This is a genomic window from Pseudoalteromonas sp. JB197, from assembly GCF_002332205.1.
Classification (GTDB): domain Bacteria; phylum Pseudomonadota; class Gammaproteobacteria; order Enterobacterales; family Alteromonadaceae; genus Pseudoalteromonas; species Pseudoalteromonas nigrifaciens.
Genome location: NZ_NRGZ01000001.1, coordinates 123,242 through 148,787 on the forward strand (window position 1 = coordinate 123,242; position 25,546 = coordinate 148,787).

Below are 25,546 nucleotides of genomic sequence, written 5' to 3' on the forward strand. Positions count from 1 at the left end.
ATATTATATTTAATCAGCTTGGTGTTAAATTGAAAACATACTAATAAGCAAATAACCTACAGCACAAAAAACCGCAAATTCGATACAAGCAATACCAATATTATCTTGATGATCAATTTCCAGCGAAGTATCGATATTTGGTAACGAAATCTTTTTTATTACATAAGTTAAACTGTAAAGTAGCACCCACATTACACCGCAATGCATCACGAGTGTAAATAAATTTTCGACCATCTTACCATTTTGAAACGCTGCGCTGGACAAACCAGCATACGCGGCCAGCGATAAACCAATTGATTTACCCGCGTAACGAATACCAATAGAGGTATTTTCAAGGCCAAAGTTACTTTGTAGTGATGCGCCTTGGTTAGCTTTGGCAAAGTGGTATTCACGTATTTTACTATCAAAAGCAAACATACCTTGTAGTACAAAAAAACTTACAAAGGCAATGAGTAAACTGCTAAAACCTTGAGTGTGAGTCCAAGTGTAAAGCCCTAAAGTAATAATACAGTTAGCAATTAACATACCTGAGTCGGCCAGTGCGGCGCAGACATTTTGTTTTAAAATAGCGGCTTCTTCATTAAAGCGATGCAAAATCCATTTGCGATGAATTAAGTGACCTATTTTAATAAATAAAAATAATAAAACGATTAAAAAGATCACTTTTAATGGGTTCGATTGCGCTGTGCTTATGCTTATTTCATCAAATAAAAATGCTACTGAGGCAATCACCACCGATATTTCTGAGGCAAAACTAATCCCCATTGCAAAGTTATCATGCTGCGCTAACTCATCTTTAAGCGCTTGTTTTGCTTTTAGTTGAGTGGTTATTCTTAAGCTCATTATGATCACGCAAATAACAATAAAACTAATAGCAATCGCAAGTAAACTAGTGTTAGATAATGACAAATATGACATGGTTTTCCTAAGTAGTATTTACCTTAATAGGTTTTTAATCATTCTAGTACGGTTATTGATGATATAAAAGAGAGTATTGATGAGTAACGTAAAGCAACTTCCCATTCAATTACAAAAACTTGGCGAAACACGCTTCGAACAGCTTTATCCACAACAAAAGCAAGAATTAGCGCTGGTACGGTTATTAGCCTTGAGTGACTTTGCATGGCGCTGTTTAACATCGCAACCTGAGCTAAAAAACTGGTTATTATGTAACACCGAAATTAAAAATAGGGTGATTGCAGCTCCTTTTATTGACTTAGACCTAAATAATATTGATGAGCGCGATTGCCATAAATTACTGCGGCAATACCGAGAAAAGTACTGGCTTAAAGTGGCTTTTTTAGATTTATGTTGCGACAACCCAATTGCCGACAGTATCAAGTATGTAAGCCAATTAGCAGATAACCTAATAGAAAGTGCAAATCAGTGGGCTTATACACAGGTGGCAAAAACCAATGGTGAGCCTTTAAATGAACACGGTCAGCCATTGCCTTTAATGGTATTGGGAATGGGTAAGCTTGGCGGACAAGAGCTAAATTACTCATCAGATATAGATCTTATTTTTGCCTATCCTCGCAATATTAAAACCCAAGGCGGGCGTCGCTCGCTCGAAGCCCAAGTGTTTTATACCAAAGTGGCGCAAAAGTTAATAACCGCACTTAATCAAGTGACCGTTGACGGCCAAGTATTTAGAGTAGATATGCGACTGCGACCTTTTGGTGAAAGTGGCCCGTTAGTTATGAGCTTTAATGCAATTGAAGATTATTACCAAGAGCAAGGCCGTGATTGGGAACGTTATGCCATGTTAAAAGGGCGCTTAATTGGCACGCCTAACATTTATTTTAGCGAGTTTAACCAGCTATTAAAGCCGTTTGTATATAGACGCTATATTGACTTTTCGGTGATTGAGTCGCTGCGAAAAATGAAGTTGATGATTGCTCAAGAAGTACGTCGTAAGCGCCTAACCAACAATATAAAACTAGGCGCAGGCGGAATACGAGAAGTTGAATTTATTGTACAAGCACTACAAATGGTACGTGGTGGGCGAGAGGCTAATTTGCAAACTCAATCATTATTACACGCCCTTAAAGAGCTTAGCTTAAGCCAAGTAATCGATGAGCTTGAAGCAAAAGATCTGCAAAAAAACTACTTATACCTGCGTAAAGTAGAGCAGTACCTACAAATATTTGATGACCAACAAACGCAAACCCTCCCGGATGAGGAGCTAAATCAGCAACGTTTAAACTATTTACTCAATCAGCCCGACTTTAGCGCTACGTTAAGCTATTTAGAGCATGTAATGGGGCAAATTCATAATGAGTTTAATCATGTAATAGGGGAGGAAACCGAGCCGCTAGATACTTGCGAAGGCGCATTTATTAGTACTTGGGATCATGGTGATGTGAGTTTTTTAAATGATCCCAGGGAAGATTGGCAAACACCACTACACGACTTTAAACAACGTATATCTAAAGCAAAAGTGGGTAATCGAGGGCGTAATATTCTTGATAAATTAATGCCGGTTTTACTCAAACAAATGAACGACTTTAATGCCACTGCCGAAACATTTAATGTTATTTGCCAAATACTTAATAAAATAATTTCGCGTACCGCCTATTTAGAGCTGTTATACGAAAACCCAGGTGCCTTAAAGCAGTTAGTATTATTGTGTTGTTATAGTAAATGGATAGGTGAGCATATTTCGCTTTACCCTATTTTGCTTGATGAGCTAATAGACCCCGCAGTACTTTATAAGCCAACACCTTTAAGCGCCTATAAAGACGAAATTAGGCAATATTTTTTACGTATTGAGCCCGACGACTTAGAAATGCAAATGGAGGCGTTACGGCAGTTTAAACAAACGCATCAGTTACGAATTGCCGCTGCCGATGCCACCGATGTTATGGATGTAATGAAGGTGAGCGATCATTTAACGGCACTGGCGGAGGCTATTGTCGATCAGGCCGTTAATATTGCATGGCACAATTGTGTAAAACGCTTTGGTATGCCACCTAGTACTAACGACGAAAGCAAAGGTTTTGCGGTTATTGCCTATGGTAAAACCGGTGGCTTTGAAGTGGGTTATGACTCTGATTTAGATTTAGTCTTTGTACATAACCACGATGGCAGCAGCCAAACTAATGGTGTAAAGCCAATAGATTCAAGGCAATTTTATTTAAAATTGGCGCAACGTTTAATGCATTTATTTAATACCCGAACCGCTTCGGGGATTTTATATGAGCTTGATACACGACTACGCCCTGAAGGCGCATCGGGGTTGCTGGCAATTAACCTAGAGAGCTTTAATCATTACCAACAAACACAGGCATGGACGTGGGAGCATCAAGCGCTAGTGCGAGCTAGGCTGATTTTAGGGCAAGCTGAATTTGTTGAGCGTTTTGCGCAAATTCGTAAAAATATACTGTGTCAGCCGCGCGATAAAAAAGTGCTCAAAGACGATGTAATAAAAATGCGTGAAAAAATGCGTGAACATTTAGCAACAGGAAATGAGCAGCAATTTGATTTAAAGCAAGATGTTGGCGCAATGACAGATATTGAATTTATTACTCAGTACTTAGTGCTAAATTATGCACAACAATTTGAAGAGCTATGTGTGTATTCCGATAACGTCAGAATTTTAACTGATGCTGCAAAGCTTGGCTGCATTACCAAGGCGCAAAAGCAGCAATTAATTCAGGCGTATATTAATTACCGTTCGCGCTATCACGTGTTGAGTTTAGATCAGCAAGGGCGCTGCACAGAGCGTGCACAATTTAGTGATGACATTAAAAATGTAACTACAATCTGGCAAACTGTGTTTGAATTAACTTAGTATCACTACCTGGATATTGGCTCAGCTTACACAAGTCAATATCCACAATTTATAAACAGACCCTAGGGCGTGTTGATCTTTGTGGTATGAAAAACAAACAGCATGAAGATAAGGTATAATTGAATTCGCCAGAAAACTTTACACCGAACCTACATGCCAAGATTAATGTTAACAGACGGGACATGGAATGTCTTATCAAAAGTAATGTACTTAAGTGGTCGAATTTATAATAAGCCCAACCATAGAAAAACGCTCGAAGGCATACTGTATAAGATGCGCACAGGTATTCCATGGCGAGATTTACCTTCTGATTTTGGCCGTTGGAGTGCTATCTACAGACGGTTTAATTTATGGTCCAAAAAAGGGATTTTGAATGAACTGTTTCGCGCATTATCTCGTGATGCGGACATGGATTGGGTCTTCATTGATGGCAGTATTGTCAGGGCTCATCAACATAGTTGCGGTGCAAGAACTGCTGACAATGAATCAATTGGAAAGAGCCGAGGTGGAAATTCTACGAAAATTCATCTTGCAGTCGATAGCGGAGGGTTGCCTGTTTATTATGAATTATCCTGTGGAAATACGCATGATATCGTCCATGCAGAGTCACTCGTAGCTAATTGCCCAACAAGTAATATGGTTGTCGCAGATAAAGGCTACGACAGTGAAAAACTGAGAGCGTTTGTTCGTGATAATAACGCTACACCCGTTATTCCACGTAAGGGCAACAGTTTAGTAGGCAATGAAGATATTGACTGGTGCATGTACAAATATCGGCACTTGGTTGAGAATGCATTTGGCCGTATTAAGCAATATAGAGGGATAGCCACGCGGTATGAAAAGCTTGAACGAAATTATCATTCAATGCTCGCTTTAGCATTTACTATGATGTGGCTACCAATGTGGGCTGATTGATATATGTACTACAAAGATCAACAGCCCCTAGTTAAAATATAATTTATTTATTCAGTTTTAAGCAGTTTGATCGTACAAATTCAGAAGGAAGCACTGTTATAACAGCGGCGCGCTGTTTATAGCATAAGTAAGTATATACCTCATACTCAAAGCTATCGTTAATCCCACGACCGACACGGTATAGTGCTGCATTAAAATCGCCTTCTATTCTAAAGTGTCCCTTTACAACATAATCTTTATCTAGATACCAGTATAAGGAAATGCCTTCATTATCGGCATGTTGTGATAATTCGCTTTTGAGAGTAGAGCCACTTTTAAAGCGCCTAGATATAACTTCTCCAGTCCAATACTTTGACATAGGCTCAACAGTTCGTGTTCGCTCGGCTAATACTCTATCAAGTGTATATTCAGGTGTATCTAGTTGTAATACAAATAGGTCACGGTCTTTATTTTCTTTATTTTGATCTCGAATTAATGAGTAAAATCGGGATAATCCCTCTGCTGCCGTATTTTTTGATTTTTTTATATCAAATACAGCATCATTACCTAATAAAAAGTAGGTAACTCCAATTATTAATATCACTGCGATCAATAAATATCTAATCCAAAACCACATAATTATTACTCATTATTATTTTTGTTATACCACTACTTTTAATAAAAAGAAGCGCTATTTTCATCGGGGCGTGTTTTAAAACGGCGGTGTAGCCACATATATTGCTCAGGAGCGGCATTAATTGCTTGCTCTATACGTTGGTTAACACGAGTGACATCGGCTCTGTTGTCGCCACTGGGGAAGTTTTCAAGTTCAGGTAATACTTCTAAGTGGTATTTACCGTGTTCGTCGCGACGGCTAACTAAACTAACTGTTTCACAGTGTTTACTGGCTGCAAACATTAGCGTTCCTGTGGTTGTTGCTGTGTCTGGTACGGCAAAAAATGGCACAAATTCACAATGCTTACGACCATAATCTTGATCAGGTAAGTAGTAACATATTTTTTTGTTTTTAAGCGCTTTTAATAAACCTTTTACGTCTTTTCGGCCAATTAAATATTCGTTAGAGCGCAAGCGACCATTGGTAGTAAAGTATTCCATAAGCGGATTGTTGTGCGGGCGATAAAAACCTAAGCCTTGGTATTTTAATCCCATTACACGGCTCGCCATTTCAAGATGCAAAATATGCGGAACTAGCATTAACACGCCTTTGCCCGACGCTTGAATGCGCTCAAAGTGCTCAAGCCCTTTAATTGAACCGTAAGCTTTTTGTACTCGCCACTTTGGCCACCACCATGCCATACCGGTTTCGACCATGGCCATTCCGGTATTTTCCATGTTTTTTAATACTAATGCTTGTTGGTCTGCTTCGCTCATATCTGGGAAGCAGTGTCTTATATTTACCTCAGCAATATGGCGGCGTCGCTTCATATATTTATGCACTAATCGGCCAAGCTGCTTGCCCATTGCTAGTTGTAGCTTTTGTGGTAGCCACGAAATTAAATATAAAAAGAAAACACCCACCCAAGTTAACCAGTAACGAGGACCCAAAAAAGATATTTTAAAAGGAGATGAGGTAACCACAAAAAAATTCTCTAATAATAAAAACGCTAGTTTAACGCTAAGCGCTATAAAACACAAAAAGCCAGCAAAATGCTGGCTTTTTAGTTACTAGACTAAGCTGTGTTAAATTGCGTTTAAACCTTTATTAATCGCCATTAAGTCAGCATTTGTCAGTGTTCCTGTTGCTTGCTTTAAGCGCAGCGTAGATACCACGTAGCGATAGCGAACATTGGCAAGGTTACGTTTTGCATTGTACAAGTTTTGTGTGCTAACAAGTACATCAACAATAGTACGAGTACCTACTTCAAAACCTGCTTCAGTTGCTTTAAGTGCACTTTCGGCAGATATAACCGCTTGCTCTAGCGCTCTAAAGGTCGCTATATCTGAAACCACCTGATTATAAGAAGTAATAACTGTGCGTGTAACTGCGCGATAGTTAGTTTCGTAATCTTGGCTTGCAGCGACGTAAAATGCACGTGCTTGATTAGTTGCAGCAACCGTGGCACCACCTGAGTAAAGAGGCACACTAAAGTTAATACCTATAGTGGTCGAATCGGCACGAGGTTGGTTATCAAAACTTGCACCGTTTATGTCGCGATTGGTTAAAGAATCACCGTAACGCGCATCAAGTGTTAATTTTGGGTAGTGGCCTGCTTTCGCTAGCTCAATTTGATCTTTAGCTATATCAACTGTGACTTTTGCTACTTGTAAATTTAAGTTTTTTTCTTCAGCCACTTTAACTAAGTCGCTAGAGGGTTTATTTGGCTTTACAGTTGAAAATGTTTCGGTATTTAAAACGTCAAGTTTTGCGTGGTACTTACCTGTTATTTCGCGCAGTAGTTCACGTGCTGTTTCTACGGCATTACCGGCAACAATTTCTTGTGCTACTGAGTTATCAAACTGAGCTTGAGCTTCGTGTACGTCGGTAATAGCAGTTAGGCCTACCGCGTAGCGTTGCTTTGTTTGCTCTAATTGGCGTTCAATAGCGCGCTTTTCAGCTTTAACAAATTCAAGGCTATCGATAGCACTTAATACATTAAAGTAACCATCGGCAACACGTACTATTAAATCTTGCTTGGCAAAATCGTACTGTGCACTGGCTTGTAGAGCTTGTTTATCAGCAATACCTAGGTTATTCCATGCGCCTAAATCAAACAGTGTTTGGCTTAAGCTAACACCACGAGTGAATTGGTCAGTATCGCTTTCTACTTTAACTTGATTTGATAAATCGCCAACACTTTGAAAAGAGGTAGAGTCACTTTTTTCGTAGCCTAAGCTTAAACCTATTTGAGGTAATAATGCGCTCATCGCACGATCACTTTGATAAGATTGTGCATCCGCTTGGGCTTTTGCCTTTAACACGGTAGGATCGTTTGCTGTCGCAATTTCAAAAACTTGCAGTAAATCTTCAGCGTGAGCAGCTGTAGCGCCAATTGCGCATGATAAACTAACCAGCGCCGCAAGGATGTTCTTTTTCATGTGTGGTTCGGTCCTTAGACAAATTTTATACTATTGGGCATGTTAACCTGTTTTGGCTCATAACTAAAAAAAAAATGAGTAAAACAATGTTTGTAAGTGTAACAGAATATATTAATCCACTTTAGTTTATTAAAATAAGTAAGAGGTAGTTATATGACCAATAAAAAGTTGATCGAATTTACTCACCAAGATGTGAGATTAAAACCTATTACTAACCTTTACGATGGTTTTTTTAAAATTAACTTATATCAATTTGAACATGCATTATTTGCCGGTGGCGAGTCGCAACTCATTAGCCGTGAAATTTTAGAACGCGGCGATGCTATTGCCGTGCTGCCTTACGACCCTGTAACCGATACAGTGTTATTAATAGAGCAAATACGCATTGGTGCAATAAAAAGCAAACATTCGCCATGGCTGTTAGAATGTATTGCAGGTATGACCGATGGCAGTGAGGATTATGCAGCGGTAGTAAAAAAAGAAGCCTATGAAGAAGCCGGACTTAATTTAACCGAGCTCGAGTTTATGCTTTCGTATCTTTCAAGCCCCGGCGGCACTACTGAGCGGTTACATTTATATTTAGCCCGCGCCGATTTAAGCCAAGTAAACAGCGGAGTTTACGGTTTAGAAACGGAAGGGGAGGATATTAAAACCCATATATTAACGCTAGATGATGCACTGGCACGGCTTAATAGTGGGGAAATAGACAATGCTGCAACGGTTATTTGTTTGCAATGGTTAGCGCTCAATCGTGATGGTATGATCAACAAGTGGGCATAAATTTTATACATAAATAGTAATTTATAAATTGTAATGGCGGTACTTTGACAGCACTTTTAGCAACCCAAAGATATATTCAAAACCTTCCAAAGTATTTAACACTTTGCGAGCATAATTACGTGCGGCTTTTAAAGTTATTACCAAGCGAGCAAACTAAACAAAGTATTCGCGAGGTAAAGTTGGGTAACAGTGAGTTTGCTGTAAAAATAGATGACATGGCTAAATACACTATGGATGTGTCAATTAAACAGCTATCAGGAATGGTAAAAGGCATTACCCCATTATACTTAACCGTTAGGCTTTATAATGATGCGAAAGTGGCCGAAATTATTCATCACGACTATCATCAGCGCATAAAACCTTCTTACGGTTATCCTAATCCTAAAATGCATCAAAAAGATGAAAAATATCAGCTTAACGCCTTTTTATATGATTGGCTTGTTGCGTGTGTTGAGCATGGCCAAGCCACGCTAAATTGGGATGTAAATAATGGCTTGGTTTGATGATACTTATACTTTTAATAAGCCATCTTTACGTATTGCTCATGTTACAGATTGCCATTTATTTGCCGATAGAAATGCTGAGTACTTTGGGGTAAATACAGCCACATATTTTCAACAAGCGCTTGAACATATGGCGTTACAACAACTAGATGCAGTGGTATTTGGCGGTGATTTAACACAAGATCATAGTGTGGAATCTTACTTATTATTTAGTGAGCTTATAAGCAACAGTACACTTACTTGCCCAGTATTTTGGCTACCAGGTAATCATGACGAAATTGCCTTGCTTGAGCAAATCAGTGGTGGACAAATAAAAGCGGCAAAACGCTTAGTGGCTAATAACCTAACTAATAGCCTAACTAATAACGCAAGCACTGATATTGAGCTATTACTTATTAACTCCAAAGGGCTCACTCCAGCCGGTTGGGTGACAAGTGAGCATTTAAATGAAATATCCGATTGTTTAGCGCAGCCAGTTAGTAAGCAACTGGTATTTTGCCATCATAATCCGTTGCCAATAAACGGTTATTTAGATAAACATATGCTTGAAAATGGCCCACAACTATTAAATACTTTGGTTAATAATGGCAATGTTGCTGCGCTTATTCATGGTCATGTGCATAATGATTATACGCAATGTTTTAGAGAGCTTGATATTTACGCTACGCCGGCAAGCTCAGTGCAATTTACTAAGCACAGTAAAGCGTGGCAACAGCAAAATAATGGCCCAGCTTATAGAATGCTTTATATAAACTCATCGCAAGGGCAAGTGCATATAAATACGGACGTGATATGGTTAAGCGCGTAATTTATATTCACGGTTTTAATAGTTCTGAAAAATCATATAAAGCTGTGCGCTTTGGTGAGCTTATGGCACACTATGATGTTGACTATTATGTGCCACGTTTAAACCACGAACCTCTGCAAGCTATTATCGAGTTAGAGCAGTTAATCACACCTAATACCGCGTTATTAGGTAGTTCATTAGGCGGTTTTTTTGCCACCTATTTATCGCAGCGTTATCATATTCCTGCGGTGGTTATTAACCCAGCGGTAGCACCGGGCAATTTATTACAGCCTTTACTTGGGGCAAATTATAATCCGTATCAAGATTATAATTATGAACTAAATAACCGTCATATAGATGCTTTAAAAGTATTAACATTGAGCGAGTTAAAGCACCCTGAGTTGTTGTACTTGTTGCAACAAACGGGTGATGAAGTGTTAAATTTTCAACACGCAGTAAATTATTATTCACACTGTAAGCAATTAATAGAATTTGGTGGTGATCACAGCTTTATTGGCTTTGAGCGCACTATTGCAAGCATTGTCGATTTTCTTAAATTAAATAAAACTAGTTAGCGCATATAAAGATAAAAATTATGAGTCAGCAAAATTATAACGCCGAAGCTATTGAAGTACTCAATGGGTTAGATCCGGTAAAACGCCGCCCCGGTATGTATACAGATACCTCGCGGCCAAATCATTTAGGCCAAGAAGTTATCGATAATAGTGTCGATGAAGCAATGGCCGGCCATGCCACTCGAATAGATGTGATCTTACACGAAGATAACTCGCTCGAAGTGAGTGACGATGGCCGTGGTATGCCTATTGATATTCACCCTGAGGAAGGTATTCCCGGGGTTGAGCTAATATTTACCAAACTGCATGCTGGTGGTAAGTTTTCTAACAAAAACTATCAGTTTTCGGGTGGTTTACACGGCGTTGGTATTTCGGTTGTAAATGCGCTATCAACCCGCGTAGAAGTGACCGTTAGACGAGATGCCCAGCAATACAGAATGGCATTTGAAAATGGCGAAAAAGTTGAAGACTTAAGCGTAATTGGCGTGGTGGGTAAGCGCAATACCGGTACCACAGTACGTTTTTGGCCAGACGTTAGCTACTTTGATTCGCCTAACTATTCAATCACTAAACTAAATCACTTATTAAAAGCTAAAGCCGTGTTATGCCCAGGCTTACGCATTAAGTTTGTTAATAAGCAAACTAAAGAAACCCAAGAATGGTTTTACGAAACGGGTTTAAAAGATTACTTAATTGAAGCCATTAAAGGCTACGAAACATTACCAGATGTGCCCTTTGTAGGTGAGTTTTCAAGCTCAATTGAAGGTGCTGACTGGGCATTGATTTGGCTACCTGAAGGGGGCGAGTCAATAGCTGAAAGTTACGTAAACTTAATACCTACCGCACAAGGCGGTACTCATGTAAACGGTTTACGCCAAGGTTTACTTGAGGCAATGCGTGAGTTTTGTGAGTTTAGAAATTTATTACCACGAGGTGTAAAACTCACCCCAGATGATATTTGGGAGCGTTGTAGCTATGTGCTTTCAGTTAAAATGCAAGATCCGCAGTTTGCCGGTCAAACTAAAGAAAAGTTATCGTCGCGCTCATGTGCGGCATTTGTATCGGGCGTAGTAAAAGACTCCTTTAGTTTATGGCTAAACGAGCATACCGATATTGCAGAGCAACTCTCTGAATTGTGTATTTCTAATGCGCAGCGACGTTTACGTGCTGCTAAAAAAGTGATCCGTAAACGCGTAACCGCAGGGCCTGCACTTCCGGGAAAATTAACCGATTGTAGTGCCGCAGATAACGATCGCACCGAGCTATTTTTAGTAGAAGGTGACTCGGCAGGTGGCTCGGCTAAGCAAGCGCGAGATCGTGAGTTTCAAGCAATAATGCCGCTGCGTGGTAAAATATTAAATACCTGGGAAGTTGATTCGGGGCAAATATTAGCATCGCAAGAGGTGCACGATATTTCCGTGGCATTAGGTATAGACCCAGATTCAGACGATTTAACAGCGCTGCGCTATAATAAAATATGTATATTAGCCGATGCTGACTCGGATGGGTTACACATAGCTACCCTATTGTGCGCCTTATTTGTGCGCCACTTTAAGCCACTAGTAAAAGCAGGGCATGTGTATGTTGCTATGCCACCACTTTTTAGAATCGATATTGGTAAAGATGTTTATTACGCACTAGATGAAGACGAAAAAACCGGTATTTTAGCGCGCATTGAAGCTGAGAAAAAACGCGGTAAAGTAAACGTACAGCGATTTAAAGGCTTGGGTGAAATGAACCCGTTGCAACTGCGTGAAACTACTATGGATCCAAATACCCGGCGTTTAGTGCAACTCACCTTGGATGAAGAAGAATTAACCATGGAAATGATGGATATGTTACTGGCTAAAAAGCGCTCTGCAGATAGGCGTCAATGGCTAGAGGATCACGGTAACAAGGCACAAGTTTAATTAGCGTCTGCGTTTAAATAAACAAGGAGAATATATGAATACGGTACTAAAAATAGTGCTATTACTAGGTTTAACTAGCAATACCGTAATGGCTAAAAATATATTAGATAAACTCACGGTAGCCCCGGGGTTTGAGCTTAGCTTATTTGCCAGTGATGTTGAAAATGCACGGCAAGTTGTAGTATCAAAAAAAGGCATAGTATATGTTGGCTCGCGCAAAGCAGGCAATGTATATGCACTTATTGATCATAACAGCGATGGCGTAGCAGATAAAAAAATGCTGGTTGCAGAGGGCTTAAATATGCCTTCAGGTTTAGCAATTAAAGATGGCGATTTATATGTTGGTGAAGTACACCGCATCATTCGTTTTAAAAATATTGATACGCAACTAAAAAACCCACAGTTTGAGGTGCTTTACGATGCGCTGCCATCAGAGCGCCATCATGGTTGGAAATTTTTACGCTTTGCCCCAACTGGCGAGCTAATAATTCCGGTTGGTGTACCTTGTAATATTTGCGCTGAAGACGAGCGTTTTGGCCGTATTTTTGCGTTAAACGTAGAAACCAAGCAAATTACTACACTGGCGCAAGGCGTACGTAACTCAGTAGGATTTGACTTTCACCCTAGCACACAAGCGTTATGGTTTAGCGACAATGGTCGCGACATGATGGGGGATGACATTCCGCCAGATGAGTTAAATAGAGTCACTAAAGAGGGCGAGCATTTTGGTTTTCCGTATGTTCACGCAGGCGCGATTATTGACCCTGAATTTGGAAAAGGTAAAAAAATTGCCGACTATACTTCACCTGCACTAGCCTTACCGGCGCATGTAGCGCCTTTGGGTATTCATTTTTATAACGGTAAGCAATTTCCAGCAAGCTATAAGCAGCAGTTATTTGTTGCTGAACATGGCTCGTGGAACCGTTCTAAAAAGTCAGGTTATAAAGTGGCATTAGCGAGCATTGAGCAAGGCCGTGTAACTAAATATACGCCATTTATTACAGGCTTTATGCAAGACGAAACAACATATGGACGCCCTGTTGCATTTGCAGAATTAGGTGACGGCAGTCTATTGGTAAGCGATGATTACGCCAATGTGATCTACCGTGTAAGCTATAAGAAAAACTAGGTAAGCTTTAATGAGTGATACAGATACCTTGCTAATGCAAGGAATTGAGCAACAAACAATGGGGCGTTTTACCGAAGACGCCTACTTAAACTATTCTATGTACGTAATTATGGATAGGGCATTACCCCATGTGGGCGATGGCTTAAAACCAGTACAGCGACGTATTATTTATGCCATGAGCGAGCTGGGGTTATCGGCTAATGCCAAGTATAAAAAATCAGCCCGTACCGTAGGTGACGTACTAGGTAAATACCATCCCCATGGTGATAGTGCCTGTTATGAAGCCATGGTATTAATGGCGCAGCCGTTTTCTTATCGTTATCCATTGGTTGACGGGCAAGGAAACTGGGGCGCGGCCGACGATCCTAAATCGTTTGCGGCAATGCGTTATACCGAAGCACGTTTATCTAAGTTCTCTGAAATACTCCTCAAAGAGCTAGGCCAAGGGACGGTAGATTGGACGCCAAACTTTGACGGCACCATGGATGAGCCTGTGGTACTGCCATCGCGTTTACCGCATATATTACTCAATGGTATAACGGGTATTGCAGTTGGTATGGCAACCGATATTCCGCCTCATAATGTGCGTGAAGTAGCCAGTGCCTGTTGCTTATTACTTGATAAACCAAAAACTGAGCTTGAAGAATTACTCACCTTGGTACATGCGCCAGATTACCCTACAGACGCAGAAATAATTACCCCAAAAGCCGATATTCACAAAATATATAAAACTGGGCGTGGTTCAATCAAAATGCGTGCAGTTTATACGCAAGAACAGGGTGATATAGTTATTACCGCACTGCCACATCAGTGCTCTGGTGGTAAAGTACTGGAGCAAATTGCAGCGCAAATGAACGCTAAAAAACTGCCAATGGTAGCCGATTTACGCGATGAGTCAGATCACGAAAACCCGACTCGAATCGTCATTATTCCGCGTTCAAACCGTATTAAAGCTGAGCCATTAATGGCGCACTTATTTGCCACCACAGATCTAGAAAAAAGCTATCGTGTAAACTTAAATATGCTTGGCCTAGATGGGCGTCCGCAAGTTAAAAATTTACTGACTATTTTAACCGAGTGGTTAGTGTTTAGACGCGAAACAGTACGTCGACGCCTACAATATCGTTTAGATAAAGTGTTAGCGCGTTTACATATTTTAGAAGGCTTATTAGCAGCCTTTTTAAATATTGACGAAGTGATTGAAATTATTCGCAGCGAAGATAAACCAAAGCCAGTATTAATGGAGCGCTTTGATTTAACAGACATACAAGCAGAAGCTATTTTAGAGCTAAAACTTCGTCATTTAGCCAAGTTAGAAGAATTTAAAATACGTGGTGAGCAAGATGAACTCGCTAAAGAGCGTGATAAATTGCAGCAAACGCTAGGCTCAGATCGTCGTATGTCAACGTTGCTTAAAAAAGAAATTCAAGAGGCGGCTGAAATATATGGCGACGACCGTCGCTCGCCAGTTGTTGAGCGCTTAGAAGCAAAAGCGTTAAATGAAAAAGATTTAATCCCATCAGAGTCGGTCACTGTGGTGCTTTCAGACAAGGGCTGGGCACGCGTTGGCAAAGGACATGATTTAGATGTGCAAGGGTTAAGTTATCGAGCCGGTGATGCATATAGAGCCTCAGCTCGGGGTAAGAGTAACCAGCCCGCCGTGTTTTTAGATTCAGCAGGACGAGCGTTTGCAACCGATGCGCATAGCCTGCCCTCAGCACGTAGCCAAGGTGAGCCCATGACAGGGCGTTTTAACCTTAGTGCAGGCGCTAACTTTGAGCATGTAGTAATGGGCGAAGATAACCAAGTTTTACTTATGGCATCAGACGCAGGTTATGGCTTTATTACTGACTTTAAAGACTTAGTGAGTAAAAACAAAAACGGCAAAGCATTGGTGAGCGTACCTAAAGGCGGTTTATTACTGTCGCCAATTAGGGTTAACGAGGTCGCTAGTGATTATTGTATGGCCATTTCCAACGAAGGGCGGATGTTGTTATTTCCGCTGCGCGACTTACCAAAATTAGGTAAAGGTAAAGGTAATAAAATAATTTCTATTCCGGGGGCTAAAGTACAAGCCCGCGAAGAGTTTGTAAAAGTATTAGCAGTAGTGCCTGAGGGCAGTAGTGTAACGCTGCATGCAGGTAAGCGAAAACTAACGCTTAAACCAAGTGATTTAGAGCATTATTATGGCGAGCGAGGGCGTAGGGGTAATAAACTACCACGAGGCCTACAAAGAGTAGATGAAGCTGTTGTAGAGTTTAGCCCGCAAAACGACGAGCCAATTGAAAATGCTATTGATGAGTAGCGATTAATTCACATTCGCTCATATTAAACGGCTTGCTTATGCAGGCCATTTTTTTGTTATAAATTTAGTTTGTTGTAAAATTGAGCGTACACTTGTGCGCTATTTTCTCGTGTAGATCATAAAATAACGTTATAATAGCCGCTGGCTTAACGCGATTATATTTGGAGACGCTCTGTTGCTTGCTGTTATACGTATTTTTATTATGCTGTTGTTTATATTATTAAGTTGTATTTTTGGGTTACTGTTATCAATAGTGAGGCCATTTCATCCTAATAATGTGCATATTATAGCGAGCTGGTTTGGCTCAGTAGCAAAAATGCTGGGCGTTAAAGTTGTACTAAAACATCATCCGGATAGCGTAAATCTTGGTCCTGCGGTTTATGTGGCAAATCATCAAAATAGTTATGACTTATTTACTATTCCTGCAATGGTGCCTAAAAACTGCGTGAGCGTAGGTAAAAAAAGCTTAAAGTGGGTGCCATTTTTTGGTCAGTTGTATTGGCTTTCGGGGAATATTTTAATTGATCGTACAAACCGCTCAAAAGCTGCGGGAACTATTTCTAAAGCCGCTGAAAAAATAAAGAAAAATGGCTTATCAGTATGGATGTTTGCAGAAGGTACACGCAGTTACGGACGCGGTTTATTACCTTTAAAAACAGGCGCATTTCATACCGCTTTAAGTGCGCAAGTACCCATAGTGCCCGTATGTATGAGCACAACGCATAAAACCATTAAACTAAATCGTTGGGATAATGGTACAATTTATATTGAAATGTTAGCCCCCATATCGCTTGATAAAAACATCAGCGCGCGCGAGCACGCTAAAAGTGTGCACAGTATTATGGCTGCTAAAATAACTGAATTAGATGCTCAAGTGAGAGAAAATTAATGGAAAACTGGCGTGAAATAAGTGAAGACATCGTATCTTCATTACTCGAAGATGGTTCAGACCCTGAAATACTTTACGAAGTAGAACATCACTTTGTATGTGAAGACTTCCCTAAGTTAGAGCAGGCCGCATTAGCCGCTTTTAAATTAGGCTACGATGTGGAAGAGCCAGCAGAGCTTGAGCTTGAAGACGGTGCAAAAATTTGGAGTTTTGACATAGTTGTAGAGTCAGAGCTTGATGTTGACGTAATAATGGAAGACGTTGATAAGCTGGCAGCACTTGCTGTTGAATGCGAAGTTGAGTACGACGGTTGGGGCACTTACTTTCAAGAGTAAGCGTAGCAGCTATAGAAAGGCGAACATTGTAAAATGTTCGCCTTTTTTGTTTAAAAGCCATCTGGCTTGAAATTAAAAGTACCGCGGCTCTGCGGGTCAAAAGCGACACGATTTATCAACTCCCGCACTAGTATCTCATTCCTAAAATTTTAATTTATACTGTTACAACCATTTTTTATTTTTAAAGTACACGCCAATACTGCCGGTAAGCACAACTAAAAATACTACGAATAAGGTGAACGCATAAGGGCTTTCTGTGCCAGGTATGCCGCCTACGTTTACGCCTAATAAGCCGGTTAAAAAGCCCAGTGGCAAAAATAATGCAGCCACCACCGACATAACATACATACGCTGATTTAGTTGCTCAGATACTTGGTTAGTGACTGTTTGTTGAATAATTTGCGCCCGCTCTATTGAGCTGTCTAATTCTTCAAGGTAACGAGTTAGTAAATTAGTGGTTTCATTAAGCTTAGCTTTATCCTCATCGAAGAGCCATGAATAGTGATGATTAACCATGCTAATAAGCGCTTCTTTTTGTGGCTTTAAATAGCGTTTTAAAGCAATAGTTTGCCGACGTAATTGCGACAAACCTTGATTATCAAACTTTTTGCTTGGCTCATCTATTTCTTCTTCAAATTCATCTAGGGTTTCATCTAAAGCATCAATAACACTTTCCATACGGGAAGTGAGTTTTTGGGTGATAGTGCAGACGAGTTCAGAAATACTGCGCGGACCGGTATTGTTACTAAATGAAGCTAAAATATCTTGAATAGATAGTAAGCGACGCTTTCGGGTAGTAATAACAATATCATCGTTAATAAAAAGGCGAATTGAAACCATGTCTTCAGGGCTTTGTGCCGGATTTAAATTAATACCGCGTAAAAATAACATATGGCCGTTTGTAGCAGGGGTGATACGTGGGCGAGTTTCGTCTGCAGTTAGCGACTCTAATTCGTAGTCGGTTAAAAATTCACAGCCTTTTAGCCAAGTGACAACGTCAGCTTGGCTATAATCCATGTGCACCCAAAGCTTGCCTTGCTCTGGTTGCCAATTATGTAGTTCGGCGCTGTTTTCTATAGTGCGCGCACCGCCTTGCTCATCAAGTACAAGGGCGTGAAGTAAGCCATTAATCATAATAATTTCTCATAGATGGTGTGTTTTTAATACCGTTTACTATAGTGTATTTACTTTAGTAAATTAAACTTATCTTTCTTTTTTAAGAAGTTAAATTTATTTTGCGCTTCGAACAAGGGGGTTTTTGGCCCTTAAAGTTGACTAGTTTGTTACGCTTATATTGTTAAACTAGTCGGCTATAAAGATCAATCAAATCAATTTGTCGACTTGATAAATTTATTTTGTTGGTGTTTTTTTTCCGGTAGCGTATAAGACACTTTTTTATTAAGGGCACATTTATGACAGCAAAGATTACCGTTGGTTGGCGTGAGTGGTTGAGTTTACCAGAGCTAGGCATCGAGAAAGTAAAAGCAAAAATTGATACCGGTGCCCGCACCTCATGTATTCATGCACTTAATATAGAAGAGTATGAAGTTGATGGCGAAAAGTGGGTTAAATTTATTACCCAGCCATTGCAAGAAGATGAAGAAACACAAGTTGTTTGCAATGCAAAAGTTAAAAAGAAGAAGCATGTAACCAGCTCTGGCGGGCAAAAAGAGTTACGTTACTTTATAGAAACAACATTGCATGCGGGTAAATATAGCTGGCCTATAGAAATTACCTTAACTAGCCGCGCAACAATGAAGTTTAGAATGTTACTCGGGCGTACAGCCATGGAAAATCGTATAGTCGTTGACCCGGCTTTATCTCATTTATTATAAGGATGTATTAACTTTTAGAGGACTAAGCTTCTAAAATAATACGTACTTATTAAGGTTTAAATTATGAAAATTGGTATTTTATCTCGCAACAAAAAATTGTATTCAACGCGTCGTTTAATTGAGGCGGCTGAAGCTCGTGGTCACGAAGTTAAAGTAGTAGATGCACTGCGTTGTTATATGAATATAAACTCTGAGCTACCAGAAATTCACTATCGTGGTGAAAACTTAAAAGGCTTTGATGCAGTTATTCCGCGTATTGGCGCATCAGTTACGTTTTACGGCTGTTCGGTGCTGCGTCAATTTGAAATGATGGGCGTGTATCCAGTAAACGAGTCGGTTGCTATTTCTCGCTCTCGCGATAAGTTGCGCTCATTACAGCTTTTATCTCGTAAAGGTGTAGGTATGCCAGTGACTGGTTTTGCTAGTAAACCAGATGATGTAAAAGACTTGCTCGAAATGGTAGGCGGTGCGCCGGTAGTAATTAAACTACTAGAAGGCACGCAAGGTATTGGTGTGGTATTGGCTGAAACGCGTAAAGCGGCTGAGAGTGTTATTGAAGCATTTATGGGCTTAAAAGCTAACATTATGGTGCAAGAATACATTAAAGAAGCCGGTGGTGCTGACATCCGTTGTTTTGTTTTAGGTGACAAAGTGATTGCAGCAATGAAACGCCAAGCACAAGAAGGTGAGTTCCGCTCAAACCTTCACCGTGGTGGTAGCGCTACATTAGTGCGTATTACGCCAGAAGAACGTAAAACAGCCGTTGCAGCTGCTAAAGCGATGGGCTTAAATGTAGCCGGTGTTGATTTACTTCGCTCATCACGTGGTCCTTTAGTGATGGAAGTTAACTCATCACCAGGCCTTGAGGGCATTGAAATAGCAACAGGTAAAGATATTGCAGGCATGGTGATTGATTTCATTGAAAAAACAGCATCAAGTAAAGGAACAGCAACTCGTGGCAAAGGTTAAAATTAACCGTTCTTTTACCTTATTAGGTGAAAGTGTTGGCGTAGGCGAGCGTAAAACGCTGGCCTTAGAAGCGGCAAAACTTTATACCCACTCTCCACTTAATATTCCAATTGAAGTGGTTAATGGTGTTATGGAAGGGCCGGTACTTATGGTGTGTGCGGCTATTCATGGCGATGAGCTCAATGGCGTAGAAGTGGTGCGGCAATTACTTGCTAAAATAGATCCTAACCAGTTGCGCGGCACGCTGATTGCGGTGCCGATTGTAAATGTGTTTGGCTTTATACATAAGTCGCGCTACTTACCTGATAGACGCGATATGAACCGCAGTTTTCCGGGTTCAGAGCGTGGCTCGCTGGCTGGTCGTATGGCGTATATGTTTTTTAATCAAGTGGCAGTACATTGTACCCATATTATTGATTTACATACGGGAGCTATTCACCGCACTAACTTACCGCAAATACGCGCTAATTTAGCCGATGAAGCCACCGCACAAATGGCTAAAGCATTTGGTACACCCGCAGTGATAGATGCCTCGTTACGTAATGGCTCACTGCGCAGCGAAGCCGCTAACTTAGGGATCCCGGTTATTACTTATGAAGCCGGTGAAGCACTGCGTTTTGACCCATTTGCGATTGCTGCAGGTGTACAAGGCGTTGACTATGTTATGCGTCATTTAAAAATGATCCGTGGTAAGCGTCCTAGAAAGCTTCCTGAGCCTATTATAGCCAGCTCTACAAGTTGGGTGCGTGCTAATGTAGATGGCATTGTGCGTGCGCAGGTATCGCTTGGAGAGCGTGTTACTAAGGGGCAAGTACTTGCTTATATTAGCAGCCCACTTGGCGACTCTGAACTTGAGCTACCAGCACCACGCAGTGGAATTATTATTGGCCAGCAAACTATGCCATTAGTAAATGAGGGTGATGCGGTGTTTCATATTGCGTATTTTGCTCATGCAAATAGCTTGGTTGAACAACAGCTTGGCACTTTTATTGATGAAATAAATGATTTAGATGATGAGCTTAAAACAGCTGAGTTAAATAACTAGTTATAATAGTAAGCTACTAAATATAGATAGAATAAATTGTAAAGCCGTTTTAGTTAACCCAGTTGGGATAACAAAACGGCTTTTTTATTACTATTTATTTGGCTTTTTGGGGCCAATAATACGCCTAATTACCGGTGCTTTTGTTGGCTTAGGTTCTTTGTTTAAAACCAGTACCGGACGAGTTACAAATAAGTTATTAGGGTATATAACTCTATGCCCGTCAATGTGCTCAAGCACTACATTCATTAAGCCCATTTCTATAATGCGCCCTTCAATACTATTTGCGCCATCAACAATACGTACCCAATAGCCAACGCGGCAGTCATTTTGAATAAACATCAGTAAAAAAGCGGTGAGATTACTAAGTAATGACCAAGCGGCAAACAGTGCAACACCTAGCATAGCAAATAGCGACGAACCTAGTACTAGGAGTCCACGTAGCTCAATACCCCAAAATACCAGCACTAAACATAACATCACAAATGCGAGGATAATTTTAAGTAATAGCTCAGCACGATATTTTCGGTGTAGGTCTATTTTTCCTTTAATAGCTTTTTCGAGAAGCTTTTTAGTACCTTTTAACAGTATCGGAAAAAGTAATAACGCAATAAGGGTAACGACCAGTTTATATTGGGTGCCAAGCAGAGCTAACAATTCCAAAGTTATAGTCTCACAATAATTATATATGCCCAGTTTAACGCTTTAGGGTGCGACGAAATAGCCATTTAAAAAGAATTTTTAACATTTACCAGCCACTGTACCGAATCTACGCCATCGGCACTATCTAGCGGTGCAGCTATATCTATATGGATCATGGTGCCGGCATTTGCACGGCTTGGTGCTAAGCGCAGGCCTATACCTACATTTTTAAGAACGCGGCTATCTTCAACATTGTTTGGGGTGTTAGACCATGCTCGGCCAACATCAAGAAAAGCCGCGCCGCCTACTTTAAATAATTGCAGCAAATCATATTCCCAATAGTAACGCTTTTCTAAACTCACTAAAAAGCTGCGATCTCCATGCTGATAATCCATAGGGTAGCCACGTAGGCCGGTTTCGCCGCCGAGTGTAAGTTGTTTATCGTTAGTGAGGTTTTTAGCGTACTGCACCCGAGCTTTTACATACCAAGACTGATCAATGCTGGTATTTAAATAATATTGTATTTGGCTGGTGGAGATCAGGTTTTCAAATTTGTCCTGCTCTTTATTCCAGTAACCATCAATGTCTGCACTAAAGCGCCATAAGGTATTATCGCCACTAAAGTGAGCTTTATTAAAGTTAAAAGAGTAAACCGCGCGACTATCATCGTTACTAACAGATTCATCGGAGTAGCCCAGTAAGGCTTTTATGTTCCAACCTAAGTTTAAGTCCTCAGTACGATAAATACTGTCGAAATTGCGTACTTTTATAAAGTTATCTTCAAACCAGTGTCCGCTTACATAAGGATAGCTTAAGCTGCGATCGACGGCTAAGGGAGCAAAGGTAGAGTCTATTGCAGCAAAAGTATGTTGCTCATCAACGTAGCCCAGGCTGAGGCGCTGGGTCCAGTTACGGCTTAATGCTTTGGAGTGACCAACAAAAAAACTGTTGTAGTCGGTCGTTTGATCAAACTCGCTAAACTTTTCACCGCGCTGATATAGCGCTTCTTCGCGTTGCTCTGAATAGCTTAAAATACCGTAGCTAAAAGGGGTGTCTATAGCAAAAAACGGATAGGTAAGTTCTAGCAGATGGCGTTTACCATCGTTATTATCGGCGTACTCTAAACGCCCACGATAGCGGGTTGATAAAATATTAGGATCGTCGTATACAAATAAATAACCATTACGATCGCTATCTGTAGTGCGCGACAACGACAAACGCTTACCCCAGCCAAATAAGTTAGATTCGCGAAAACCAATGCTTGATTTGTTTTCCCCGCCACTGCGGCTAAAGCTTATTTCTGGTAGTAGTGTCCATAAGTCACGCGTAACGACGGTAACATTAACGTTCCCTTCGCAGTTTTCGGTGGCAATGACTTGAGCATCGTATAAATAGTTTTGTTTACGCAGTAAGCGTTCTGATTCGGCGAGCTTTTTAGGATCAAAATTATCACCGCTCTCAAACAATAAAATACTTTTAATAACCTCTGGCTCAGTTTGAATATGCGCGCGGTTAGCAAAGCGAAATAGGGCGTTATTTTCGGCTTCGAGTTCAGTATTAAATACGTTAAGTTGCTGCAAAGTAATATTGGCAATTTTTGCATTACTACTTTGCTTTAACAGTGGCGTTGGTTGATCTAGTTGACGGCGTAAATTATTACTACTTGATGGCGTTGGTTGCTCGCTTGCGCAATCATTTTGCGCATGAGGGGTTTCTTGCGCAGCTAAACTGAACATAAAAAAGCTTGGAATACAGAGGCTAAAACAACAAGATGAAATCCATTTTTTAGTAATCATTCAAACCCTTTACTGCTACGTAGCAAATTACTACCGTAATATCAGCTTACATCATTGTTACTAAAATGTAAGTTAAAAGTAGAGAGCTTGAAGTTATTTAATTGCTATTAACTTAGGTAAAAAGTAAGTGCGGCTAATAAATGTTCAGCGTCATGGCCTTCGCCGTTAATCCAAATACTTTGGCTGTAGTGTTCAAAGTTTAAATTAAATGTTTGCTGCTGATAAGTGAAGCGCAGTTGATGGCGATCGGCACCAGCAGAGTACTCATTAATGGTTATTTCATCGTGGTGTAAAAACAAACGACTCCACAGTTCAAAGTCTTCGTCGTGGGGCGGCTCTACCGGCGTAATAATAATGCATTGATGCGTGTGGTGATATTCTATTATGGTCATAATGCTCTTAGTTAGTAGCAAGGTAGTTGCGAATTGCAGTTAAAAACTCACCGCCATACTTATTTAATTTAGTAAAGCCAACACCCGACACCTTTAAAAATTCGCTGTCGTTGGTCGGCATTAGCTGCGCCATTTCTGCAAGCGTTTTGTCGTTAAATACCACGTACGGCGGTACATCGTCGGCATCGGCTAACTCTTTTCGCAGCGCCCTTAAGCGAGCAAATAGCTTTTTGTCGTAATTAAACTGAGCTAATTTATCTTGATAAACATGCTTAGCTTGCAGGCGAGGCTCTGCGAGTTGCAACGCATATTCGCTTTTTAAAATAGCGCGCGCGGCTTCGGTTAAACGCAGTGATGCACCTTGGGTTATATCTTGGCTTAATAAGCCTTGATGAATGAGTTGGCGTAAAATACTTAGCCAAAATTCACTGCTTTTGTCTTTGCCAATGCCGTAGGTGCTGAGTTGATGATGGTTATTATCGCGAATACGACTGGTGTTTGCACCGCGTAGTAACTCAACAATATATCCAAGGCCAAAGCGTTGCTCTGCTCTGTATACACACGATAGTGCCTGCTGCGCTACTAAAGTGCCATCAAAGCTTTTGGGCGGATTTAAGCAAATATCGCAGTTACCGCATGGCTCACGTTGATACTCACTAAAATAGTTAAGCAGGATTTGTCGACGGCAGGTTTGTGCTTCGGCAAAACTGGCCATGGCATTAAAGCGCTGCTCTTCGACGCGGCGACGTTGCTCGTCGTCAATATCTTCAAAAAAGCGTCTTACGCGGCCTATATCAGCCGGATCAAAATACATTATAGCCTCAGCGGCAAGTCCATCTCGCCCAGCGCGGCCAGTTTCTTGATAGTACGACTCTATGCTTTTGGGAATATCGTAATGCAATACAAAGCGCACATTGGGTTTATTTATACCCATACCAAAGGCCACTGTAGCAACCACTATTTGTATATCGTCGCGGGCAAAGCCAGTTTGCACAAATTGGCGCTGCTCGTTACTCATACCTGCATGATAGGCGGCGGCGTTAAGTCCCGCGTCGGCTAACTTTTCGGCTATGTCGTCTACGCGCTTACGGCTGGTGCAATAAATTATGCCGCTTTGGCTTTTTTGTTCTTTTAAATAGCGCAGCAGTTGCACCATAGGTTTAAATTTTTCTTCTATGGTGTAGCGAATATTAGGGCGATCAAAGCTGCCGGTATGAATATAGGGTTGTTGTAACTTTAATTGCTCAACAATATCAAAACGAGTGGCTTTATCGGCAGTTGCAGTAAGGGCCATCATAGGTACATGAGCAAAGCGTTGTTTTAATTCGCTTAAACGAAAGTAATGGGGTCTAAAATCGTGCCCCCAATGCGATACACAATGCGCTTCGTCAATAGCAAATAAGCTGATTTTTAAATGCGATAAGCGCTCTAAAAACTCGCGCTGCAGCACTTTTTCAGGGGCAACATACAGTAGTTTAATTAATCCCTGATGGAGTTGTTGGTATACCTGCTGCTGCTCTTCGCGGGCTAAGCTATTATTTATATATGCGGCTTTAACGCCCAGCGCTTGTAGTTGAGTTACCTGATCTTGCATTAGCGATATTAGCGGAGAAATAACAATAGTTACCCCTTCAAGCACTAAAGCGGGTATTTGATAGCACACAGATTTACCGCCACCGGTTGGCAGCAATACCAACGAATCTTGGCCGTTAATGGCTGCATCAATAACCGTTTTTTGGCCGTCGCGAAATTCACTATAACCAAACACTTGTTTGAGTACAGCTTCAGGGGTGCGCACAAGTGAGCTAGAGGGTGGTGTTAATGTATTCATTGCGGGGTATTTTAGTGTTTTTTGTACAGGATGTCTTTAGCGAGTGTTGAATGTTTTTTGAATAAATTTATAACGTGTGAAT

At 40.7% G+C, this 25,546-nt stretch carries 23 protein-coding genes; 14 read left to right on the plus strand and 9 right to left on the minus strand.

What is annotated here, in order from left to right:
• Positions 1-24: 24 nt before the first annotated feature.
• Positions 25-918, minus strand: coding sequence for a hypothetical protein (locus CIK86_RS00530; RefSeq protein ID WP_086993650.1), 894 nt, complete (start codon positions 916-918; stop codon positions 25-27).
• 79 nt (positions 919-997) lie between these two features.
• Between CIK86_RS00530 and glnE the strand changes: the two genes are divergently transcribed.
• Together glnE and CIK86_RS00540 are read left to right on the plus strand one after the other, a co-directional pair.
• Positions 998-3,793 (plus strand): bifunctional [glutamate--ammonia ligase]-adenylyl-L-tyrosine phosphorylase/[glutamate--ammonia-ligase] adenylyltransferase, encoded by a 2,796-nt coding sequence (gene glnE, locus CIK86_RS00535; RefSeq protein ID WP_086993647.1) that lies wholly within the window; start codon positions 998-1,000, stop codon positions 3,791-3,793.
• A gap of 153 nt (positions 3,794-3,946) precedes the next feature.
• Positions 3,947-4,708 (plus strand): IS5 family transposase, encoded by a 762-nt coding sequence (locus CIK86_RS00540; protein WP_089367531.1) that lies wholly within the window; start codon positions 3,947-3,949, stop codon positions 4,706-4,708.
• A gap of 43 nt (positions 4,709-4,751) precedes the next feature.
• On the opposite strand, the gene CIK86_RS00545 is transcribed toward CIK86_RS00540, so the two are convergent.
• The 3 genes from CIK86_RS00545 to tolC all read right to left on the minus strand — a co-directional run bounded on the left by CIK86_RS00545 (position 4,752) and on the right by tolC (position 7,744).
• The gene (locus tag CIK86_RS00545) at positions 4,752-5,324 is read right to left on the minus strand and encodes a toxin co-regulated pilus biosynthesis Q family protein (protein WP_086995198.1); all 573 of its coding nucleotides are present in this window, start codon (positions 5,322-5,324) and stop codon (positions 4,752-4,754) included.
• Positions 5,325-5,362: 38 nt separating this feature from the next.
• Positions 5,363-6,286, minus strand: a complete 924-nt coding sequence (gene lpxL / locus CIK86_RS00550; protein WP_086995246.1) for an LpxL/LpxP family Kdo(2)-lipid IV(A) lauroyl/palmitoleoyl acyltransferase — start codon at positions 6,284-6,286, stop codon at positions 5,363-5,365.
• Between the two features lie 102 nt (positions 6,287-6,388).
• Positions 6,389-7,744, minus strand: a complete 1,356-nt coding sequence (gene tolC, locus CIK86_RS00555) for an outer membrane channel protein TolC (RefSeq protein WP_011329240.1) — start codon at positions 7,742-7,744, stop codon at positions 6,389-6,391.
• A gap of 153 nt (positions 7,745-7,897) precedes the next feature.
• Between tolC and CIK86_RS00560 the strand changes: the two genes are divergently transcribed.
• The 9 genes from CIK86_RS00560 (at position 7,898) to rraB (ending at position 16,957) form a co-directional block, all read left to right on the plus strand.
• Positions 7,898-8,524, plus strand: a complete 627-nt coding sequence (locus CIK86_RS00560) for an NUDIX domain-containing protein (RefSeq protein ID WP_011329239.1) — start codon at positions 7,898-7,900, stop codon at positions 8,522-8,524.
• Between the two features lie 44 nt (positions 8,525-8,568).
• Positions 8,569-9,027: a DUF1249 domain-containing protein gene (locus CIK86_RS00565; protein WP_058374175.1), complete on the plus strand. Its 459-nt coding sequence runs from the start codon at positions 8,569-8,571 to the stop codon at positions 9,025-9,027.
• Positions 9,014-9,835, plus strand: coding sequence for a metallophosphoesterase (locus CIK86_RS00570; protein ID WP_086995201.1), 822 nt, complete (start codon positions 9,014-9,016; stop codon positions 9,833-9,835). The genes CIK86_RS00565 and CIK86_RS00570 overlap by 14 nt, the downstream gene beginning before the upstream one ends.
• The gene (locus CIK86_RS00575) at positions 9,820-10,389 is read left to right on the plus strand and encodes a YqiA/YcfP family alpha/beta fold hydrolase (RefSeq protein WP_011329236.1); all 570 of its coding nucleotides are present in this window, start codon (positions 9,820-9,822) and stop codon (positions 10,387-10,389) included. Before CIK86_RS00570 ends, CIK86_RS00575 begins: the two co-directional genes overlap by 16 nt.
• A 20-nt stretch (positions 10,390-10,409) precedes the next feature.
• Positions 10,410-12,299 carry a DNA topoisomerase IV subunit B gene (gene parE / locus CIK86_RS00580; protein ID WP_011329235.1) on the plus strand — a complete coding sequence of 630 codons (1,890 nt, stop codon included), beginning with the start codon at positions 10,410-10,412 and terminating at the stop codon, positions 12,297-12,299.
• Positions 12,300-12,333: 34 nt separating this feature from the next.
• Positions 12,334-13,428, plus strand: a complete 1,095-nt coding sequence (locus CIK86_RS00585; RefSeq protein WP_086995204.1) for a PQQ-dependent sugar dehydrogenase — start codon at positions 12,334-12,336, stop codon at positions 13,426-13,428.
• 10 nt (positions 13,429-13,438) lie between these two features.
• Complete coding sequence (parC, locus tag CIK86_RS00590) at positions 13,439-15,733, plus strand: DNA topoisomerase IV subunit A (RefSeq protein WP_011329233.1); 2,295 nt, start codon at positions 13,439-13,441, stop codon at positions 15,731-15,733.
• 175 nt (positions 15,734-15,908) lie between these two features.
• The gene (locus tag CIK86_RS00595; RefSeq protein ID WP_086995208.1) at positions 15,909-16,622 is read left to right on the plus strand and encodes a 1-acylglycerol-3-phosphate O-acyltransferase; all 714 of its coding nucleotides are present in this window, start codon (positions 15,909-15,911) and stop codon (positions 16,620-16,622) included.
• The gene (gene rraB, locus CIK86_RS00600; protein ID WP_011329231.1) at positions 16,622-16,957 is read left to right on the plus strand and encodes a ribonuclease E inhibitor RraB; all 336 of its coding nucleotides are present in this window, start codon (positions 16,622-16,624) and stop codon (positions 16,955-16,957) included. The genes CIK86_RS00595 and rraB overlap by 1 nt, the downstream gene beginning before the upstream one ends.
• A 162-nt stretch (positions 16,958-17,119) precedes the next feature.
• On the opposite strand, the gene CIK86_RS00605 is transcribed toward rraB, so the two are convergent.
• Complete coding sequence (locus CIK86_RS00605) at positions 17,120-18,091, minus strand: zinc transporter ZntB (RefSeq protein WP_011329227.1); 972 nt, start codon at positions 18,089-18,091, stop codon at positions 17,120-17,122.
• A 278-nt stretch (positions 18,092-18,369) separates the two neighbouring features.
• Between CIK86_RS00605 and CIK86_RS00610 the strand changes: the two genes are divergently transcribed.
• The 3 genes from CIK86_RS00610 (at position 18,370) to CIK86_RS00620 (ending at position 20,806) form a co-directional block, all read left to right on the plus strand.
• Positions 18,370-18,792 carry an ATP-dependent zinc protease gene (locus CIK86_RS00610; RefSeq protein WP_086995212.1) on the plus strand — a complete coding sequence of 141 codons (423 nt, stop codon included), beginning with the start codon at positions 18,370-18,372 and terminating at the stop codon, positions 18,790-18,792.
• Positions 18,793-18,855: 63 nt separating this feature from the next.
• The gene (gene rimK, locus CIK86_RS00615; protein ID WP_011329225.1) at positions 18,856-19,761 is read left to right on the plus strand and encodes a 30S ribosomal protein S6--L-glutamate ligase; all 906 of its coding nucleotides are present in this window, start codon (positions 18,856-18,858) and stop codon (positions 19,759-19,761) included.
• Positions 19,748-20,806, plus strand: a complete 1,059-nt coding sequence (locus CIK86_RS00620; RefSeq protein ID WP_011329224.1) for a succinylglutamate desuccinylase/aspartoacylase family protein — start codon at positions 19,748-19,750, stop codon at positions 20,804-20,806. Before rimK ends, CIK86_RS00620 begins: the two co-directional genes overlap by 14 nt.
• A 90-nt stretch (positions 20,807-20,896) precedes the next feature.
• Here the strand turns inward: CIK86_RS00620 and CIK86_RS00625 are convergent, their stop codons facing one another.
• The 4 genes from CIK86_RS00625 to recQ form a co-directional block, all read right to left on the minus strand.
• Positions 20,897-21,466, minus strand: coding sequence for a mechanosensitive ion channel domain-containing protein (locus CIK86_RS00625; RefSeq protein ID WP_011329223.1), 570 nt, complete (start codon positions 21,464-21,466; stop codon positions 20,897-20,899).
• 65 nt (positions 21,467-21,531) lie between these two features.
• On the minus strand, positions 21,532-23,241 hold the full coding sequence (locus CIK86_RS00630; protein ID WP_086995215.1) for a ShlB/FhaC/HecB family hemolysin secretion/activation protein: 1,710 nt from the start codon (positions 23,239-23,241) through the stop codon (positions 21,532-21,534).
• 107 nt (positions 23,242-23,348) lie between these two features.
• Entirely contained in the window at positions 23,349-23,633 is a 285-nt protein-coding gene (locus CIK86_RS00635) for a DUF3630 family protein (RefSeq protein ID WP_011329221.1), read from the minus strand.
• A gap of 7 nt (positions 23,634-23,640) precedes the next feature.
• Positions 23,641-25,464, minus strand: coding sequence for a DNA helicase RecQ (recQ, locus tag CIK86_RS00640; RefSeq protein WP_011329220.1), 1,824 nt, complete (start codon positions 25,462-25,464; stop codon positions 23,641-23,643).
• Positions 25,465-25,546 lie beyond the last annotated feature (82 nt).

Coding starts and splice junctions, on each gene's coding strand:
- CIK86_RS00585 (WP_086995204.1), top strand. CDS start 12,334: ATGAATACGGTACTAAAAATAGTGCTATTACTAGGTTTAACTAGCAAT.
- CIK86_RS00570 (WP_086995201.1), top strand. CDS start 9,014: ATGGCTTGGTTTGATGATACTTATACTTTTAATAAGCCATCTTTACGT.
- CIK86_RS00610 (WP_086995212.1), top strand. CDS start 18,370: ATGACAGCAAAGATTACCGTTGGTTGGCGTGAGTGGTTGAGTTTACCA.
- CIK86_RS00630 (WP_086995215.1), bottom strand. CDS start 23,241: ATGATTACTAAAAAATGGATTTCATCTTGTTGTTTTAGCCTCTGTATT.
- tolC (WP_011329240.1), bottom strand. CDS start 7,744: ATGAAAAAGAACATCCTTGCGGCGCTGGTTAGTTTATCATGCGCAATT.
- CIK86_RS00575 (WP_011329236.1), top strand. CDS start 9,820: ATGGTTAAGCGCGTAATTTATATTCACGGTTTTAATAGTTCTGAAAAA.
- CIK86_RS00605 (WP_011329227.1), bottom strand. CDS start 18,091: ATGATTAATGGCTTACTTCACGCCCTTGTACTTGATGAGCAAGGCGGT.
- recQ (WP_011329220.1), bottom strand. CDS start 25,464: ATGAATACATTAACACCACCCTCTAGCTCACTTGTGCGCACCCCTGAA.
- glnE (WP_086993647.1), top strand. CDS start 998: ATGAGTAACGTAAAGCAACTTCCCATTCAATTACAAAAACTTGGCGAA.
- parE (WP_011329235.1), top strand. CDS start 10,410: ATGAGTCAGCAAAATTATAACGCCGAAGCTATTGAAGTACTCAATGGG.
- parC (WP_011329233.1), top strand. CDS start 13,439: ATGAGTGATACAGATACCTTGCTAATGCAAGGAATTGAGCAACAAACA.
- CIK86_RS00560 (WP_011329239.1), top strand. CDS start 7,898: ATGACCAATAAAAAGTTGATCGAATTTACTCACCAAGATGTGAGATTA.
- rraB (WP_011329231.1), top strand. CDS start 16,622: ATGGAAAACTGGCGTGAAATAAGTGAAGACATCGTATCTTCATTACTC.
- CIK86_RS00540 (WP_089367531.1), top strand. CDS start 3,947: ATGCCAAGATTAATGTTAACAGACGGGACATGGAATGTCTTATCAAAA.
- CIK86_RS00545 (WP_086995198.1), bottom strand. CDS start 5,324: ATGTGGTTTTGGATTAGATATTTATTGATCGCAGTGATATTAATAATT.
- CIK86_RS00530 (WP_086993650.1), bottom strand. CDS start 918: ATGTCATATTTGTCATTATCTAACACTAGTTTACTTGCGATTGCTATT.
- rimK (WP_011329225.1), top strand. CDS start 18,856: ATGAAAATTGGTATTTTATCTCGCAACAAAAAATTGTATTCAACGCGT.
- CIK86_RS00635 (WP_011329221.1), bottom strand. CDS start 23,633: ATGACCATAATAGAATATCACCACACGCATCAATGCATTATTATTACG.